The sequence below is a fragment of the Mycoavidus cysteinexigens genome, assembly GCF_003966915.1.
GTDB lineage: Bacteria > Pseudomonadota > Gammaproteobacteria > Burkholderiales > Burkholderiaceae > Mycoavidus > Mycoavidus cysteinexigens.
Genome location: NZ_AP018150.1, coordinates 2,648,828 through 2,663,875, shown reverse-complemented (window position 1 = coordinate 2,663,875; position 15,048 = coordinate 2,648,828). Strand labels below are relative to the sequence as shown.

Genomic DNA, 15,048 nt, shown 5'->3' with positions numbered 1-15,048 from the left:
CGACCCGCGCTTATACGCTGCTATGCAGCGCGATAATGCGGCTAGACCCAATTTCACCTGGCACTATGATTTGGCCGGCAGCCCGTTGCGTACCGAAAGTGTAGATGGGGGGCGGACGATATCCCTTAACGACGTCGAGGGGCGTCCCCTGTTGGCCGTGACGGCTATGGGTGCCATTCAGCGCTGGCACTATGAGGATGACACTCTACCCGGACGTCCACTGGCGGTTAGCGAGCAAACGCTTGAGCAGCCAACACCCTGTACTACCGAACGCTTCATCTGGGCCGGGAACATGCAGGTCGAGAAGGATCATAACCTGGCCGGCCAGTGCGTGCGCCATTATGATACGGCTGGCCTGAACCGGCTCGATAGCCTATCGCTGACGAGGGCGACCCTGTCTCAATCCCGGCAGTTGCTGGCCGATGACCAGGAAGCGCATTGGGAAGGTGGCAGTGAAGACATCTGGCAGGCGATGCTGGCCGAAAAGGTCTACCTTACACAGAGCACAACTGACGCAACCGGCGCCCCGCTGACCCAGACCGATGCGATAGGGAACCAACAGCGGCTGGCCTACGATGTAGCCGGGCAATTGATGGGTAGTTGGCTGACTTTGGCAGATGACGACGAGGGCGAACAGGTGATCGTCAAATCCCTGACGTACTCGGCAGCGGGCCAGAAGTTACGTGAAGAACACGGCAACGGGGTAGTGACTGAATACACCTATGAGCCGCAGACTCAGCGCTTAACAGGCATCACCACCCGTCGCCCGTCAGGCCATCCTTCGGGTGCGAAAATATTGCAAGATCTGTGCTATGCGTATGACCCAGTGGGGAACATAATCAGTCTTCGTAATGAGGCGGAAGCAACCCAGTTCTGGCGCAACCAGAAAGTAGCGCCGGCGAGCACGTATGCCTACGACACCCTGTACCAACTTACCCGCGCTAATGGCCGGGAGATGGTTAACACCGGCCGTCAGGGGAGCCACATTCCTACCCTGATGGCTCCCCTTCCTGTTGATAACAGCGTCTACACCAACTACACTCGCACCTACACTTACGACCCAGGTGGCAACCTGAGCCAAATCCAGCACAGCGCGCCGGCCACTAACAATAACTACACTACAGATATCACGGTATCGAACCGGAGCAATCGAGCAGTGCTCAGTCAGCCTGGGCTGATGCCGGACGGAGTGGATGCGTTGTTTGATGCTGGAGGGCATCAGAAGTCGCTGTTGCCTGGCCAGCCCTTGGTTTGGAATTCGCGTGGAGAGTTGCAGCAAATCATCCCAGTAAATCGAGAGGAGGGTGCCAGCGACCAGGAGCGGTACCGGTACGGTGGTCACGGGATGCGGGTACTGAAGATCCGTGAGCGGCAAACAAGGAACGCCATACAAATACAGAGGGTTACTTACCTGCCAGGGCTGGAACTGCGTACGACACACAACGGAACGACCACAACCGAAGACTTACATGTTCTCACAGTCGGTGAAGCTGGCCGTGCGCAGGTGCGGGTGCTGCATTGGGAAGGTACGCCACCCTCCGGGATTAGCAACAATCAGGCGCGTTACAGCTACGATAACTTGCTTGGCAGCAGCGGGCTAGAGCTGGATGGACGAGGAGAGATCATCAGCCAAGAAGAGTATTATCCCTACGGGGGAACAGCGGTGTGGACAGCGAGAAGCCAAATCGAGGCCGACTACAAGACGGTGCGCTATTCGGGCAAGGGACGGGATGAGACTGGGCTATATTACTATGGCTTTCGGTATTATCAGCCGTGGGTAGGGCGGTGGCTAAGCGCTGACCCGGCAGGGACGGTGGATGGGCTTAATCTGTACCAAATGGTCGGAAATAATCCAATTGCACGGTCCGACCTAATGGGACTGTGCGGAACTGTTGACTGGCTTGATTTGCCCGATGCACCTGATCCAGATCGCGTGCGGAATGCAATTTTAGCTCGCCCAGGTGTTTCAGCAGCTTACGTACTCTTCTCGGAAGAAACGGAAGCCTATTTGGCGAAAGCCCAGGAAAACACTAAGAAGTTTAACAAATTAAAGCCAGCGCAAAGGAACAAAGCAGTTAATAACCATGATCTATTGCCTCGCAATTCCAATCTAAAATTATTCAACGCATTGGCGGCCGTATACCATATCGGCACAGACCGATATCAGGGTGGATTTGTCAATTTGCCCGGAAGCCTTGCCCAAGCAAACCCCTTTAGTGGCGCAGAAGAGATAAAAGATGGTGCCTATTCAATTCCTGACCGTAAAGTATTTGTGGGTGCTATTGAAAAAACATATGAGGAAGGCGGGCAAGAGGATTTGCATAAAGGCATTAGCACTTTGACCCATTTGCATATCGCGCATACAGAGAGAAGCAACCAGGGCAGGTTCTCAACCTTCCATGGTATTCCAGCATTACATGCAGAGGTGGAAGCACTCAGTTATTCTCTGAGCACAGATACAAGTCTGGCGGACACGGTGATTTTCACGAAAAGATTGGTGACAAATAGTCTCGGTAATGCTGGAGATGACTTCCCCGCCTGTTTTAACTGCGATGCACTATTAAGCCTTGTCCATGTGGTAACCGGGAGAGCAACGTCTGACAAAGCTCACGCTACTATTCAGAAAGCCAAGAACGCTCTGATACGCACTCAGCGACTGGAAAAGCAAGTGAGCAGCTTGGCTACGATTCCTGATAAGATTTTGGCTGCGCGGCCTCGAGCCAATTGGCTTATGTTACGTGGCGCTGTTCAAAATCAAAAAAGGTGGGCGGCTAAAGCTGCATGAGTGCGATGTGAAAATCACATGAGTGATAGCTTCATTCAGGGAGGAGCAACGAAGCGAACGGACTGGATGATGGTGAAATGTTTACGCTGAAGCACATGTGCACAACTATTCCACCCCGTCGCAAGAAGTGTTGTTTAGTAGCTAATGATCGGAGAAGGATATGACAACACGGACGAGGGCACCATTTGCCGCTTCACTCATGCTATCGGCGCTGCAATCGGGTGGTGGTGCGATCCGGGGCGTGGGCAAGTTGTTCTGGCCTAACCCATCTGACTCTGCCGCTGCCTATCACAGCCGGTTGGGGTTATGAGCCAACTAGGGAGATATTGCTTGACTGGAAAGACGATATTTTTGCTCATTGCCGGTTTTCTAGCGTACGATTTTTCCGCTTCGTGGGCTGCCCCCTATAATTAAGGAGAACAAACATGGCGTCCACCTTTTTGGGGTCTACTCACAAAAAGGAGAAAATCGTACGTTAGTGAGGTAACCCCTTGAACAAAGGTGAAGCCAAGAATGCCCTGGCCCGCACCGTGTTCCTAAACCGGCTGGGAGAAATCCGCGACCGTAGTTTCGAGAACCAACGTTATCGTGCAAGTGGCCTCAATCTAGTTGTGTCTGCTATCGTACTTTGGAATACAGTCTATCTAGAACGAGCAGTGTACGCTTTGCGCAATTCGGGAAAGAACGTAGACAACCAGTTACTGCAACATCTGTCACCAGCTAGGCTGGGAGCACATCAATCTCACCGGTGACTACATTTGGCCACAACGCCAATAGCTAGAACAGGGCAAATTCCGGCCACTACGAACACTCAATTAGCCTTATCGTACGATTTTCTCATTTTCGTGAGCAGACCCCAATGTGGGCAAACCTTCGGGGGCAATTTCAGTTGCCATCCGTTTGCGCCCCGCAAGGCCAACCCTGACGATACTTCATCTGCCTGTACTTTGACAGGCACCCAGCTTAACCCTTGCTTTGGCTCAGCTGACAAACCCCCACTCTTGCGTACCTTTGTCGCCCAATCTTTGAATGTATTGAGCTTTAATCCCTGGGTCGCGCAATAGGCAGCCTGGCTTTGACCACTGCTTTCCCATTCCCTAACATGCCTTGCCCAATGCTCTCGCCTTTGCAAACCTCTCTCTTCTGCCATTCTGGCTCCCCTTAAATTTAGGGAGATTGCACCAGGCTAATGCTCCGTTCAAGGTGAGGTGGCTGAACGCTTACCTATAAGGTGAAACTGTGCTGGAGTTCAGGGCATGATGTTCTGACCGTGAAGGGGGCCTTATTGGAAGGCGTACAAGGCTTAAGCGAGGCGAATCGAGCGCTGTTGAAGCAGAGGGGCGCCCAGGATGAGGCGGTGTGCTCTGAGTGAGCATGAGTCGACCGTCGGGATTCGGCCGGTTGAATTCAACATAATGTCCGATTCAGGCCCATTTTTTGTAAGGGGTCGGATAAGGAAGGGCTATTACTAACCCTCCCTCTCCTAAGAACCGTGCAGGCGAGTCACCTCGCACACGGCTCAAGCCAAGAGTCCAGCGCTGGCTAAGGCACCGGGCAGTCTAACAAACTGGCTGCCTGAGCAATATACGCCTGGAGCCATTTCGCCCTTCTGGTAAAATCGAACCAGTTGACCTGGTTTCTTAATTCACCTGGGCGCGCAAGCGCACAACAAACCTAAACGGTCTGCCTCATCTGCTTTCCCGCGTATAACGGTTTGCCAAGATTTCTTGCCCACTCTGACCAAGAGCAAGTCTGCTCGCTTTCGCGCAAGAGAATGTTTCACTCTTTATCCCCCTCATTACAAGGCGGCCTTCGCTTTTTGCTCCTTCCTGTACCCGCAGCGCCAACAGCATTCCTCGCGGTTTGCCTACCATTTCTGGCAGCGTTACGGGCTTATCCTGTTCCGCTTGAATTTCAGTGCGAGTCGGATCCCTCTTCTTTGCCGGCGGTTGTTTGTCCATGTTGGCCGAACTTTGAGCGACCAAACCTAACCGCGTACCATTTTGGTTCAGGCCCAGCACCTTTGGCCTGTTCATTTTAACGACAATTACAGAGATTCACGTGTGTTGATCGTATTCGCACATCCCTAGCCCCTCTCCGCTTTAGTGCTAGCAGATTCGGCCTTGCCTCGCGGCTCGGCTTACCGATTACTCGGCGGTTACATTGTCATCGGAGCTTCACACCGGACCGTTGCCAGCCCCGCATGTCCGACTAGGGAACGATTGATGGAGCAATCGGTCTTATCTGGTTATATTTCTCCTGTAAGACAGAAATTCAAACGACTTTTCAGGTCGCACCAAAGTTGAGATGTCGCATGGCATGCTCGCGTTCCTTAATATGGGAGCGTGGTATGGCAGCACCAGATACGATTACAATGACAATGCGAGAATTAGATAGATTAAAAGTGATTCAAGCCGTTGTAGACGGCGGATTGATGGTGCGGAAAGCCGCAGAACGGCTTGAGTTGAGTCGACGACAGTTAGAACGCATGGTTGCGCGATATCGAATCGAAGGTGCCTCAGGCCTGATATCGAAACGAAACGGACGTCGGAGCAACAACCAATTACCGGAGGGCGTTGCGAGCCACGCGCTGGGTTTGATACGAGACCGTTACGCTGACTTCGGCCCAACGCTGGCTTGCGAGAAGCTTCGAGAATGCCACGGCGTTATGGTCTCTAAAGAAACCCTCCGACGCCTGATGACAGAAGCGGGTTTGTGGGTGCCGCGTAGACAGAGGTTGGCCAAGGTATATCAGCCGCGCGCCCGGCGTGCGTGCCTAGGTGAGCTGATCCAGATTGACGGCAGTGATCATAGATGGTTCGAGGAGCGTAACCCTAGCTGCACACTGCTCGTGTATATAGACGATGCCACGAGTCGCATCATGCACTTGCATTTCACGGCGACGGAATCGACCTTCAGCTACTTCGAAGCGACGCGCAGCTATCTGGAACAATACGGGAAACCCGTTGCGTTTTACAGTGACAAGGCCACCATTTTTCGTAGTGCGCAATATGCGACAACTGGCGGCAAAGGTGTGACCCACTTTGGTCGCGCTATGTATGAACTGAACATCGAAAGTATTTGTGCAAACTCGAGCCAGGCCAAGGGACGTGTTGAGCGGGCTAATCTGACATTGCAAGATCGGCTGGTCAAAGAACTTCGATTGCGTGGCATAAACACCATGGAAGCAGCCAATGCTTTTGTACCGCATTTTATTGCCGACTTTAATGCGCGCTTCGCTAAGCCGCCTAAAAGTGATTTCAATGCTCATCGGCCACTGCGCAAAGATGAAGATCTCGATAAGATTTTGACATGGCGTCAGTCGCGTTGTGTGACGCACTCGCTAACAGTGCAATATGATCGGGTGATTTACATACTTGAAGACACGGATGAGGCTCGCAAGCTCATCAATCGATATATTGAAGTGTACGAGTATCCTGATGGCCGTATTGAATTGCGGGCTAACGGCATTGCTTTTGCTTATCGACGCTATGACAAACTGTCTGAAATTAATCAAGGAACGATTGTTGAACATAAGCGTTTAGACCATGTTTTACATGTGGCTAAATTGATGCAGGCTCAACGCGATGACCGAAGGCCTTCATATGCCCCTTCTAGGACTAACCGGGGTGCTGAGCCTCGTCAAACAAAGAGTAAGAAGGGAACGAAGCGGCCGCTCCAATTTACGGCTGATGATTTAAACGCAGCAATTATGCATAAAACTGTTTAATGCGATAGTCAAAAGTCGCTACATTCAACTTAATCTGCTCTAAACCCGTCCATTTTATACCCGTGTGCAGTGTAAATTGCGACATCTGAACTTTGCTGGCGATGCGACGTTTGAACTTTGGTGCGACCTGAAAAGTCGTTTGAATTTCTGTCTTACAGGAGAAATATAACCAGATAAGACCGATTGCTCCATCAATCGTTCCCTAGTCGGACATGCGGGGCTGGCAACGGTCCGGTGTGAAGCTCCGATGACAATGTAACCGCCGAGTAATCGGTAAGCCGAGCCGCGAGGCAAGGCCGAATCTGCTAGCACTAAAGCGGAGAGGGGCTAGGGATGTGCGAATACGATCAACACACGTGAATCTCTGTAATTGTCGTTAAAATGAACAGGCCAAAGGTGCTGGGCCTGAACCAAAATGGTACGCGGTTAGGTTTGGTCGCTCAAAGTTCGGCCAACATGGACAAACAACCGCCGGCAAAGAAGAGGGATCCGACTCGCACTGAAATTCAAGCGGAACAGGATAAGCCCGTAACGCTGCCAGAAATGGTAGGCAAACCGCGAGGAATGCTGTTGGCGCTGCGGGTACAGGAAGGAGCAAAAAGCGAAGGCCGCCTTGTAATGAGGGGGATAAAGAGTGAAACATTCTCTTGCGCGAAAGCGAGCAGACTTGCTCTTGGTCAGAGTGGGCAAGAAATCTTGGCAAACCGTTATACGCGGGAAAGCAGATGAGGCAGACCGTTTAGGTTTGTTGTGCGCTTGCGCGCCCAGGTGAATTAAGAAACCAGGTCAACTGGTTCGATTTTACCAGAAGGGCGAAATGGCTCCAGGCGTATATTGCTCAGGCAGCCAGTTTGTTAGACTGCCCGGTGCCTTAGCCAGCGCTGGACTCTTGGCTTGAGCCGTGTGCGAGGTGACTCGCCTGCACGGTTCTTAGGAGAGGGAGGGTTAGTAATAGCCCTTCCTTATCCGACCCTTGACATTTTTGTGCCAGAGCTATTTTAAAATGTCCGATTTTAGCCAAATGGTGTTCGCAAATAACGTATAACTATCAAGATGAACCAACTAAAAAATTTGTGTAATTTCTGTGTAATCGTGTGTAGAGGGTGTCGCGAAAGCTTCTCGAGCGTTAGAATTTAATTTTCTAAGTTAATCCAATAAAGATGAGCACATCGCGCAAAATACCTTTTGCTGATAATAAGCAGTTTGATTTATTTGAAGGGGTACCTGCTGCATCAAAAGGAGTGAAGTTACAAACGTCGGTGAAGACGGGCCGCCGGTTTGTAGCATGCGGTGCGCGAGAGATTTACCTTGGTAGTATGCGACTAGAAGATTATTTAAAGCACGCCAATCAGCGCATACCCCTGATCGTATCGCAGTTACTGGATGCCCAGGACTGGGAGCCTTTTGAACAGAGATATGCTGCGACGGGGCGTGCTCCGTATAGTCCACGTTATATGATGGGTTTGATTCTGTATGGGGTGATGCAAGGAGTGAGCTCATTGCGAGATTTAGAGAAGCTCGCGCGACTCGATTTGGGATGTATGTGGGTTGCGGGTGGAATTACGCCAGATCACGCCAATATCGGGCGTTTCATCGTGATGCATGAAGAGTCACTCACACAGGGTTTTTTTGAGTCCTTGACAGGATCGATCTTGAAAGCGAGCCACTCAAATGGAAAGCGTTTAGCGGGTGATGGAACGATCATTGAAGCAGCGTGTTCACACTATAAATTATTGAAAGAAGAAGCGGTGCGTGAACGTGTAATCAAGGCACACCAGGCACTTGAGAAGGCGCCAGATAGTAAAGTTGGACAAAAGGAGCTAGAGAAAGCCAGGCAATGCCAGGCACTGTTTGATGAACGTCTAGCCGCCCGTAAAATCTATAACGGTAAAAGCGAAGTGTTTATCAGTGCCCAAGAGCCTGAAGCGGTGGTACAGCGTTTAAAGCGAGGCCGTGGCTTTGCAGCTTCCTATAAACCATCGGTGCTTGCTAATGAAGATCGCATTGTGGTTGCACATGCGCTGCATGCCTCAAGTGAAACCCGAGTCATGGCTACAATGCTTGAACAAAGCAAACGCACTACAGGGCAGCATGCAGCAGAACTGCTGCTCGATGCAGGGTATTTTGATAATCCGGTTATCCAATGTACTTTGGATCGAGAGATCAGCTTATTATGCTCGCCAGATAAGTCCTCCGAAGAAGTTGAAGGGGAGAAAAAGTTTCGTAAGGGACAATTTCAATATGACGCTATCCAGGATTTGCATGTGATAACACAAACCAAGCCGACAGCACTAACGCGGGCACGCCGCATTTATGCAATTACCTCATGCGAGGGTTGTGCTTTACGCACGCGCTGCACGAAATCAGCAGTAGGACGGCGCATTGAACGCTACCCTGAAGATGAAGCACGGGATGCACTCAGAATAGTGATGCAGCATCCGCAAGCGCGCCGTATCCTTAGCCAGCGTAAAGTTATGGTCGAGCCGGTATTTAGTGCTTTGCGTAGGTGTGGTCTAGACCGCTTTCGCCGACAAGGGTTACAAGCAGTTAAACGCGAATTTGCGCTGCATATCCTCGCCTACAATCTATCCAAAGCAGTTGCCTTGCTATGGGGAAGGCTATTGCTTGCAACCATTTATTATTTTTTAGATAACTTACGCCGCACACAAGTTTGCTATTAATACGCCAACACGATCTTACTTTTTATGTCGTACTAATTCGTTTGCGCTCTAAAATGAATGGTGAACTTGGCTTTTGCGACACCCTCCGTAGAAAATTACACAAAAATGAAGAATTACATAGAACAGTGAATAGCGGGCTATTCAGAGAAACTCTTTATAAACAGGCGTTTTTAGAAGATTTAAGCATCTACCAGAACAGATATCCCGATTACTTTTAATCCGTTGGTCGCTGGTTCGAGCTTTGTACGGAGGAGGTTAGAATAGAAGTGACACGTCCTCAATATGTCCAAGCTGAAAAAGAAAAACCTGAATACTTAGAAATCATAAGGCTTTAGACTAATTTTTTATGTTTTGTATTGTTTGCTGACGGGATATCGAGGCGTTGCGCAACGCGAAGAAACCCGTGCCTGGAATTACTTCTAACAAATAGATGCGCGTCAGGCGAGCCGATTTACAGTGTCCGGATGGTGCTCAACCATTCGAATCAGCAATGTTGCTTGAGCATTAGACTTGCATTCAAATGCCCCAAATAATATCGGCATCCTGTTTATGCGCGGTACGCATCATATCCAGCAACGGAAAAGCGCGTTGCGCAAGTCCAACCGGTATTTCATCGGAGAGTTCGTTTTTGTCATGCTGATGCTCCGCCCGCGCTAGTGCCTCTTTTTGTTGTGCATCATGAATCGCGGCTTCTAAGCGAGCGATGGCTTGCGCTAGTTCATCGTGGCTAATGACGCCCCGCTTATCAAGCTGTTTGCCGATAATGCTGAGTAAAAACTGCGCAAGATTATCGAGCATGATAATTTCAGGGGCGGCTTTCGATTTAAAAGTAATCAGCATAGGATGTCCTTGAATTTGGTGGAGGGTAGACCGAATGCTTTATATCACTGCTAGAATCCTAGTTTCTGCGCAAACGCGCGCATTTCGTTTCTTTGCCTTGCATGTTACCAGCCCAAAAACAAATTATCGAATCCATTTTTATTGACGCGCTTAAGAATTTAGCGTCGTCATCTGCGCATGAGGTGGATTTGCCTATCACGCTTGAGCGCCCTAAAGTCGCCGCCCATGGCGATGTGGCAAGTAACCTGGCGTTACAGCTTGCCAAACCGTGGCGCATGAATCCGCGCCAGCTTGCTCAGCAGCTCGCAGATAGCGTATGCGCGCATCCTCGCGCGTCAGGTTTGATTGAGTCCGCTGAAATTGCCGGGCCAGGTTTTATCAATTTAAAGTTATCGGCTGCGGCAAAGCAAGCGGTGGTGTGGGCCGTGCTGAATGAAACAACCGCATTTGGTTGTCTGGAGGCAGAGGCTGGTCAGCCAGCCCGGCGCGTGCTGCTTGAATTTGTGTCCGCTAACCCGACTGGTCCGCTACATGTGGGGCACGGACGGCAAGCTGCGTTAGGCGATATATTGGCGAATGTGCTGGGCACGCAAGGTTGGCGCGTGCATCGTGAGTTTTATTACAATGACGCAGGTGTGCAAATTCATAACCTAGCATTGTCGGTGCAGGCGCGCGCGCGCGGTTTGGCGCCGGGACATGCAGATTGGCCAGAAACGGCTTACAACGGGGAATATATCGCTGAAATTGCGCGCGATTATCTTGCTGGAGCTACGGTCACGAGACAAGAGGGCGAGCCGGTACAAGGCTTAGCTGATGTGAGTGATCTCGACGCCATCCGGTGTTTTGCTGTGGCGTATTTGCGGCGTGAGCAAGATATAGATTTGCAGGCGTTTGGGGTTAAGTTTGATCAATATTATCTTGAATCATCGCTTTATAGCGATGGTCGGGTTGAGGCAACTGTCGCCGCGTTGGTGGCCGCTGGCAAAACGTATGAACAAGAAGGGGCGTTATGGTTGCGCACCACAGATGAGGGCGATGACAAAGATCGGGTGATGCGTAAAACGGATGGGAGTTATACGTATTTTGTGCCAGATATTGCTTATCATGTGACAAAATGGCAGCGCGGCTTTAATAAAGTCATTAATGTGCAGGGTTCGGATCACCATGGGACGGTAGCGCGCGTACGCGCTGGTTTACAGCAGTTAGGGCTGAATATACCGCCTGGCTACCCAGATTATGTGTTGCACAAAATGGTTACGGTAATGCGCAATGGCCAGGAAGTAAAGCTTTCTAAACGTGCTGGCAGTTATGTGACCGTGCGTGATTTGATTGAATGGTCAGGGGGCGGGTCAGGCGCGTCAGAAAAACTACAATCTGCATTGGCGAATGATGAAATCATCCGCCGCGGCCGCGATACCGTACGTTTCTTTTTAGTTTCCCGTAAAGCCGATACAGAGTTTGTGTTTGACATTGATCTGGCGTTGCAGCAAAGTGATGAAAACCCAGTATATTACGTGCAATACGCACATGCGCGCATTTGTTCGGTACTGGCGCAGTGGGGCGGAGATTCGCTGACGCTAGCGCAAGCGAATCTTGCGTCGCTGGTCAGTCCACATGAGAACGCATTACTGAAATGTCTGGCTGAATATCCGGAGATGCTAGCGCGCGCGGCGACAGAACTTGCGCCACACGCGGTGGCTTTTTATTTGCGAGAGCTCGCCGGTCAATTCCATGCGTTTTACAATGCCGAACGTGTTTTGGTGGATGATGCCGCGCAGCGCAACGCGCGGTTAGCGCTGATTGCGGCAACGCGCCAAGTTTTGGCGAATGGTTTAACCATACTGGGTGTAAGTGCGCCGAGCAAAATGTAATTGAAAGTCCCCATGATGAATGGGCCTTATTTTGGAATTATTTGGGTAGTGTTTGAATGATGAAAAAGCAGCGCCGTGCTTCTAAGCAAAGCGGAGGAACGCTTTTGGGCCTTGTGCTTGGCCTAACCATTGGCTTGGCGATTGCGGTTGTGGTTGCATTATATGTGACGCGTGCGCCTACGCCTTTTGTGGCGAAGAATGGGACGCCGCCTAACGCGGAGAATTTAAGCAATCCAACTCAGGCCGATCCCAATCGTTTATTGCAAGGAAATTCTTCTGGCCAACCAGCAGCGCCCGCTGGGCAATTTTCCGAGGGCCCGATGTCGCCACGAAACCCTACTGGCGACCCGCAGATTGTCGAAGTGCCATTGTCGTCGACTGCGCCAAATAGGCAAACTGCAAATAAACCGGAGGTAGCGCCGAATGGAGCGAACGGCAGTTATGCTTTGCAAGTCGGCGCATATAAGACAAAAGCGGATGCCGAACAGCAACGGGCTAAATTAGCGTTGCAAGGTTTTGAATCTAAAATAACGCGTTATGAGGGTGCCGGTATTTTGTATTATCGTGTGCGCTTGGGTCCATTTCCGCAGTTTGAGCAAATGAATCGGGTGCGTCAGCGGTTAGCTGAAGCAGGGATTGATACGGCGATTATTCGCCCGTCAAACAACCCATGAAATGCCTTGGCCTAGATGATATATTTTTGTATTTTTAACTCGATAGTGGTTATAGATTGATATGAAAAAATCGCTTAGTGTTTTACTCGCCTTTATCTTTTTTGCAGTGAGTGGTGTGTATGCTTCGACGCTTACGCCGCAAGCAGGCAAACACTATAAAGTGCTGAAAACGCCGCAGGCTGTGAGCGTGCCAGCAGGCAAGATCGAAGTGATTGAATTTTTCTGGTACGGTTGTCCGCATTGCAAAGATTTTGATCCCTTGATTGAAGCGTGGGCTAGCAAGCAAGGTCCTGATGTTGTTTTTAAGCGGGTGCCGATTGCTTTTGACGCCAGCCTTGAGGTTTATCAGAAACTGTATCATGCGCTTGATAAGCTCGGGGTTGCGACGCAAATGGCGCCCAAAATTTTCAAGGCCATTCATGTCGATCGAAACTATTTGAAAACGACTGAGGCGCAAGCGGAATTTGTGGCCCAGCATGGCGTGGACAAGAAAAAATTTCTTGAGATTTATCACTCTTTTAGCACCGCAGCAGAGGTGCAGCGTGACAATAAATTGATGGTGGATTACAACCTTACGGGTGTACCCGCGCTAGCCGTGCAGGGGAAATATGAAGTTTCTCCGGCGCTGACGAATAGCTTGGAAGGGGTCATGCCAGTGTTAGACTTTGTTATCGCCCAGATTCGCGCGAAAAAAATGTAAGTTTGCTGTTAAAAAATCAAAAACCTGCAAACGGGGAGCCGGTATGAAGGTTGCACCCAGATGCTAACTATCATGGAGAAGGGCGTTATGAAGCGAAAATTAATCGCTGCTTGCGGTGCCAGTTTATTATTGCTGAGCGCATCATTAGCGGCTGAAGCTAAACCGGCTGCGCCTAAGTCGTTAACCATTTGTACGGAAGCTAGCCCGGATGGTTTTGATGTAGTTCAGTACAATGCATTAGTGACCACGAATGCCAGCGCTGATCTTATTTTTAATGGTCTTGTGGCTTTTGATGAGACGACTAGCAAAGTCGTGCCGGCATTGGCCGAGAAGTGGGAAGTGAGTACGGATGGCCTAAGCTATACTTTTTATCTGCGCCAAAATGTTCAGTTTCATACACGGGGTACTTTCAAACCCAGCCGTGTGTTGAATGCGGATGATGTGGCGTTTACTTTTGATCGCATGCTGAATCCGGCCAACCCTTGGCATAAGGTGGCGGGTCCTAGCGGTTTTCCGCATGCGCAATCCCTGCAATTGCCAGAGCGGGTGCAAGCCATCCAAAAACTTGGCCCGAATACAATCCGTTTTACGTTGAAAAAGCCTGATGCTACCTTTTTGTCGGTATTGACAATGGGTTTTGCCTCGATCTATTCGGCCGAATATGCAGACCAACTGCTCAAAGCTAACCGCCTTGGGGATTTTAATTTAGAACCGGTAGGCACAGGCCCATTCAAGCTGCGTAGTTATCAGAGGGATGCGCTTATCCGTTATGACCGCAACCCTCAGTATTGGGGGGCGCGCCCACAGATTGACCAGCTTATTTATGCGATTACCCCCGATCCAGCCGTGCGTGCGCAAAGGCTGAATGCTGGAGAATGCCAAATTTCATTGTCGCCACGACCGCAAGATGTGAGCTCAGCGCGGGCGGATAAGCTGTTAAAAATTGTTGAGACCCCGGGCTTCATGACGGCCTTCGTCGCTCTGAATACGCAGCACAAACCACTCGATAATAAAAAAGTGCGCCAAGCGATTAATTTAGCCTTTGATCGCACCAATTATCTGAATACGCTATTTAACGGTACGGCTTTACCTGCTAGCAACCCTTATCCTCCAGGTACCTGGAGTTATGAGAAAAATCTTCAACCCTGGCCGCACAATATTGCACGCGCAAAGCAGTTGCTGTCTGAAGCCGGTTATCCGAAGGGCTTCGAGACTGTCATTTGGACCCGTCCAACGGGAAGCACGTTGAATCCAAACCCACAAACGGGCGCTGAATTATTGCAAGCCGATCTTGAAAAAATTGGCATTAAGGCGCAAGTAAGGATCGTTGAATGGGGCGAGCTAATCCGCGAGGCGAAACAAGGCGCGCATGATCTCTTGTTTATGGGCTGGGCTGGCGATAATGGCGATCCAGATAATTTTCTGACGCCGCAATTTAGCTGTGCAGCGGTACGTTCGGGGACCAACTTTGCGCGTTTTTGCCAGCCAGAATTGGATAGTTTGATTGCTCAAGCCAAGGTTACGACGGATCAAGCACAACGTACGAAGTTGTATCTAACGGCGCAGAAAGTCATTTACGATGAAGCGCTGTGGATTCCGATTGGCCACCCTAAAGTGACCGCATTGACGCGTGGCAACATTGCTGGATACAGTGTGAGTCCATTTGGGCGGCAGAATTTCACGGCCGTATCTGTTAATTAAATTGGTTGGCTAGCATGTCGCGTAAATTGGAAAAGGGCCATAAGGTGATGCAAGACATCAATCATC

12 protein-coding genes and 1 pseudogene are annotated in these 15,048 nt (G+C 50.3%); 10 read left to right on the top strand and 3 right to left on the bottom strand.

From position 1 onward, the window contains the following. The first annotated feature begins 166 nt into the window (after nucleotides 1–166). The 3 genes and pseudogenes from MCB1EB_RS11340 to MCB1EB_RS11335 form a co-directional block, all read left to right on the top strand. Entirely contained in the window at nucleotides 167–2,785 is a 2,619-nt protein-coding gene (locus tag MCB1EB_RS11340) for an RHS repeat-associated core domain-containing protein (RefSeq protein ID WP_232034169.1), read from the top strand. A gap of 160 nt (nucleotides 2,786–2,945) precedes the next feature. Beyond that, the gene (locus tag MCB1EB_RS12150; protein ID WP_161566223.1) at nucleotides 2,946–3,095 is read left to right on the top strand and encodes a hypothetical protein; all 150 of its coding nucleotides are present in this window, start codon (nucleotides 2,946–2,948) and stop codon (nucleotides 3,093–3,095) included. Between the two features lie 181 nt (nucleotides 3,096–3,276). Continuing rightward, nucleotides 3,277–3,562: pseudogene (locus MCB1EB_RS11335) on the top strand (Tn3 family transposase); the annotation flags it as partial. Nucleotides 3,563–3,596: 34 nt separating this feature from the next. On the opposite strand, the gene tnpA reads toward MCB1EB_RS11335, so the two are convergent. Then, on the bottom strand, nucleotides 3,597–3,935 hold the full coding sequence (gene tnpA, locus MCB1EB_RS11330; protein WP_045364169.1) for an IS66 family insertion sequence element accessory protein TnpA: 339 nt from the start codon (nucleotides 3,933–3,935) through the stop codon (nucleotides 3,597–3,599). A gap of 538 nt (nucleotides 3,936–4,473) precedes the next feature. Next, the gene (locus tag MCB1EB_RS12145) at nucleotides 4,474–4,821 is read right to left on the bottom strand and encodes a hypothetical protein (RefSeq protein ID WP_161566174.1); all 348 of its coding nucleotides are present in this window, start codon (nucleotides 4,819–4,821) and stop codon (nucleotides 4,474–4,476) included. Nucleotides 4,822–5,135: 314 nt separating this feature from the next. On the opposite strand from MCB1EB_RS12145, the gene MCB1EB_RS11325 reads away from it, so the two are divergent. The 3 genes from MCB1EB_RS11325 (at nucleotide 5,136) to MCB1EB_RS11320 (ending at nucleotide 9,196) form a co-directional block, all read left to right on the top strand. Then, on the top strand, nucleotides 5,136–6,515 hold the full coding sequence (locus MCB1EB_RS11325; protein ID WP_126354034.1) for an ISNCY family transposase: 1,380 nt from the start codon (nucleotides 5,136–5,138) through the stop codon (nucleotides 6,513–6,515). Nucleotides 6,516–6,896: 381 nt separating this feature from the next. Next, the gene (locus MCB1EB_RS12140; protein WP_161566174.1) at nucleotides 6,897–7,244 is read left to right on the top strand and encodes a hypothetical protein; all 348 of its coding nucleotides are present in this window, start codon (nucleotides 6,897–6,899) and stop codon (nucleotides 7,242–7,244) included. Nucleotides 7,245–7,675: 431 nt separating this feature from the next. Beyond that, nucleotides 7,676–9,196 carry a transposase gene (locus MCB1EB_RS11320; protein WP_126354033.1) on the top strand — a complete coding sequence of 507 codons (1,521 nt, stop codon included), beginning with the start codon at nucleotides 7,676–7,678 and terminating at the stop codon, nucleotides 9,194–9,196. A gap of 516 nt (nucleotides 9,197–9,712) precedes the next feature. On the opposite strand, the gene MCB1EB_RS11315 is transcribed toward MCB1EB_RS11320, so the two are convergent. Next, nucleotides 9,713–10,036: a DUF1840 domain-containing protein gene (locus tag MCB1EB_RS11315; RefSeq protein ID WP_045364172.1), complete on the bottom strand. Its 324-nt coding sequence runs from the start codon at nucleotides 10,034–10,036 to the stop codon at nucleotides 9,713–9,715. 101 nt (nucleotides 10,037–10,137) lie between these two features. On the opposite strand from MCB1EB_RS11315, the gene argS reads away from it, so the two are divergent. The 4 genes from argS to MCB1EB_RS11295 all read left to right on the top strand — a co-directional run bounded on the left by argS (nucleotide 10,138) and on the right by MCB1EB_RS11295 (nucleotide 14,982). Next, on the top strand, nucleotides 10,138–11,907 hold the full coding sequence (gene argS, locus MCB1EB_RS11310) for an arginine--tRNA ligase (RefSeq protein ID WP_045364175.1): 1,770 nt from the start codon (nucleotides 10,138–10,140) through the stop codon (nucleotides 11,905–11,907). A gap of 56 nt (nucleotides 11,908–11,963) precedes the next feature. Then, a complete protein-coding gene (locus MCB1EB_RS11305) occupies nucleotides 11,964–12,581 on the top strand; it encodes an SPOR domain-containing protein (RefSeq protein ID WP_052393931.1) in 618 nt (205 codons plus the stop codon). Between the two features lie 61 nt (nucleotides 12,582–12,642). Then, nucleotides 12,643–13,281 carry a thiol:disulfide interchange protein DsbA/DsbL gene (locus MCB1EB_RS11300; protein ID WP_126354032.1) on the top strand — a complete coding sequence of 213 codons (639 nt, stop codon included), beginning with the start codon at nucleotides 12,643–12,645 and terminating at the stop codon, nucleotides 13,279–13,281. An 87-nt stretch (nucleotides 13,282–13,368) separates the two neighbouring features. Further along, entirely contained in the window at nucleotides 13,369–14,982 is a 1,614-nt protein-coding gene (locus MCB1EB_RS11295) for an ABC transporter substrate-binding protein (RefSeq protein ID WP_045364180.1), read from the top strand. Nucleotides 14,983–15,048 lie beyond the last annotated feature (66 nt).

Coding starts and splice junctions, on each gene's coding strand:
- MCB1EB_RS11295 (WP_045364180.1), top strand. CDS start 13,369: ATGAAGCGAAAATTAATCGCTGCTTGCGGTGCCAGTTTATTATTGCTG.
- MCB1EB_RS11315 (WP_045364172.1), bottom strand. CDS start 10,036: ATGCTGATTACTTTTAAATCGAAAGCCGCCCCTGAAATTATCATGCTC.
- MCB1EB_RS11305 (WP_052393931.1), top strand. CDS start 11,964: ATGATGAAAAAGCAGCGCCGTGCTTCTAAGCAAAGCGGAGGAACGCTT.
- argS (WP_045364175.1), top strand. CDS start 10,138: ATGTTACCAGCCCAAAAACAAATTATCGAATCCATTTTTATTGACGCG.
- MCB1EB_RS11340 (WP_232034169.1), top strand. CDS start 167: ATGGGTGCCATTCAGCGCTGGCACTATGAGGATGACACTCTACCCGGA.
- MCB1EB_RS12145 (WP_161566174.1), bottom strand. CDS start 4,821: ATGAACAGGCCAAAGGTGCTGGGCCTGAACCAAAATGGTACGCGGTTA.
- MCB1EB_RS11325 (WP_126354034.1), top strand. CDS start 5,136: ATGGCAGCACCAGATACGATTACAATGACAATGCGAGAATTAGATAGA.
- MCB1EB_RS12140 (WP_161566174.1), top strand. CDS start 6,897: ATGAACAGGCCAAAGGTGCTGGGCCTGAACCAAAATGGTACGCGGTTA.
- MCB1EB_RS11320 (WP_126354033.1), top strand. CDS start 7,676: ATGAGCACATCGCGCAAAATACCTTTTGCTGATAATAAGCAGTTTGAT.
- MCB1EB_RS12150 (WP_161566223.1), top strand. CDS start 2,946: ATGACAACACGGACGAGGGCACCATTTGCCGCTTCACTCATGCTATCG.
- MCB1EB_RS11300 (WP_126354032.1), top strand. CDS start 12,643: ATGAAAAAATCGCTTAGTGTTTTACTCGCCTTTATCTTTTTTGCAGTG.
- tnpA (WP_045364169.1), bottom strand. CDS start 3,935: ATGGCAGAAGAGAGAGGTTTGCAAAGGCGAGAGCATTGGGCAAGGCAT.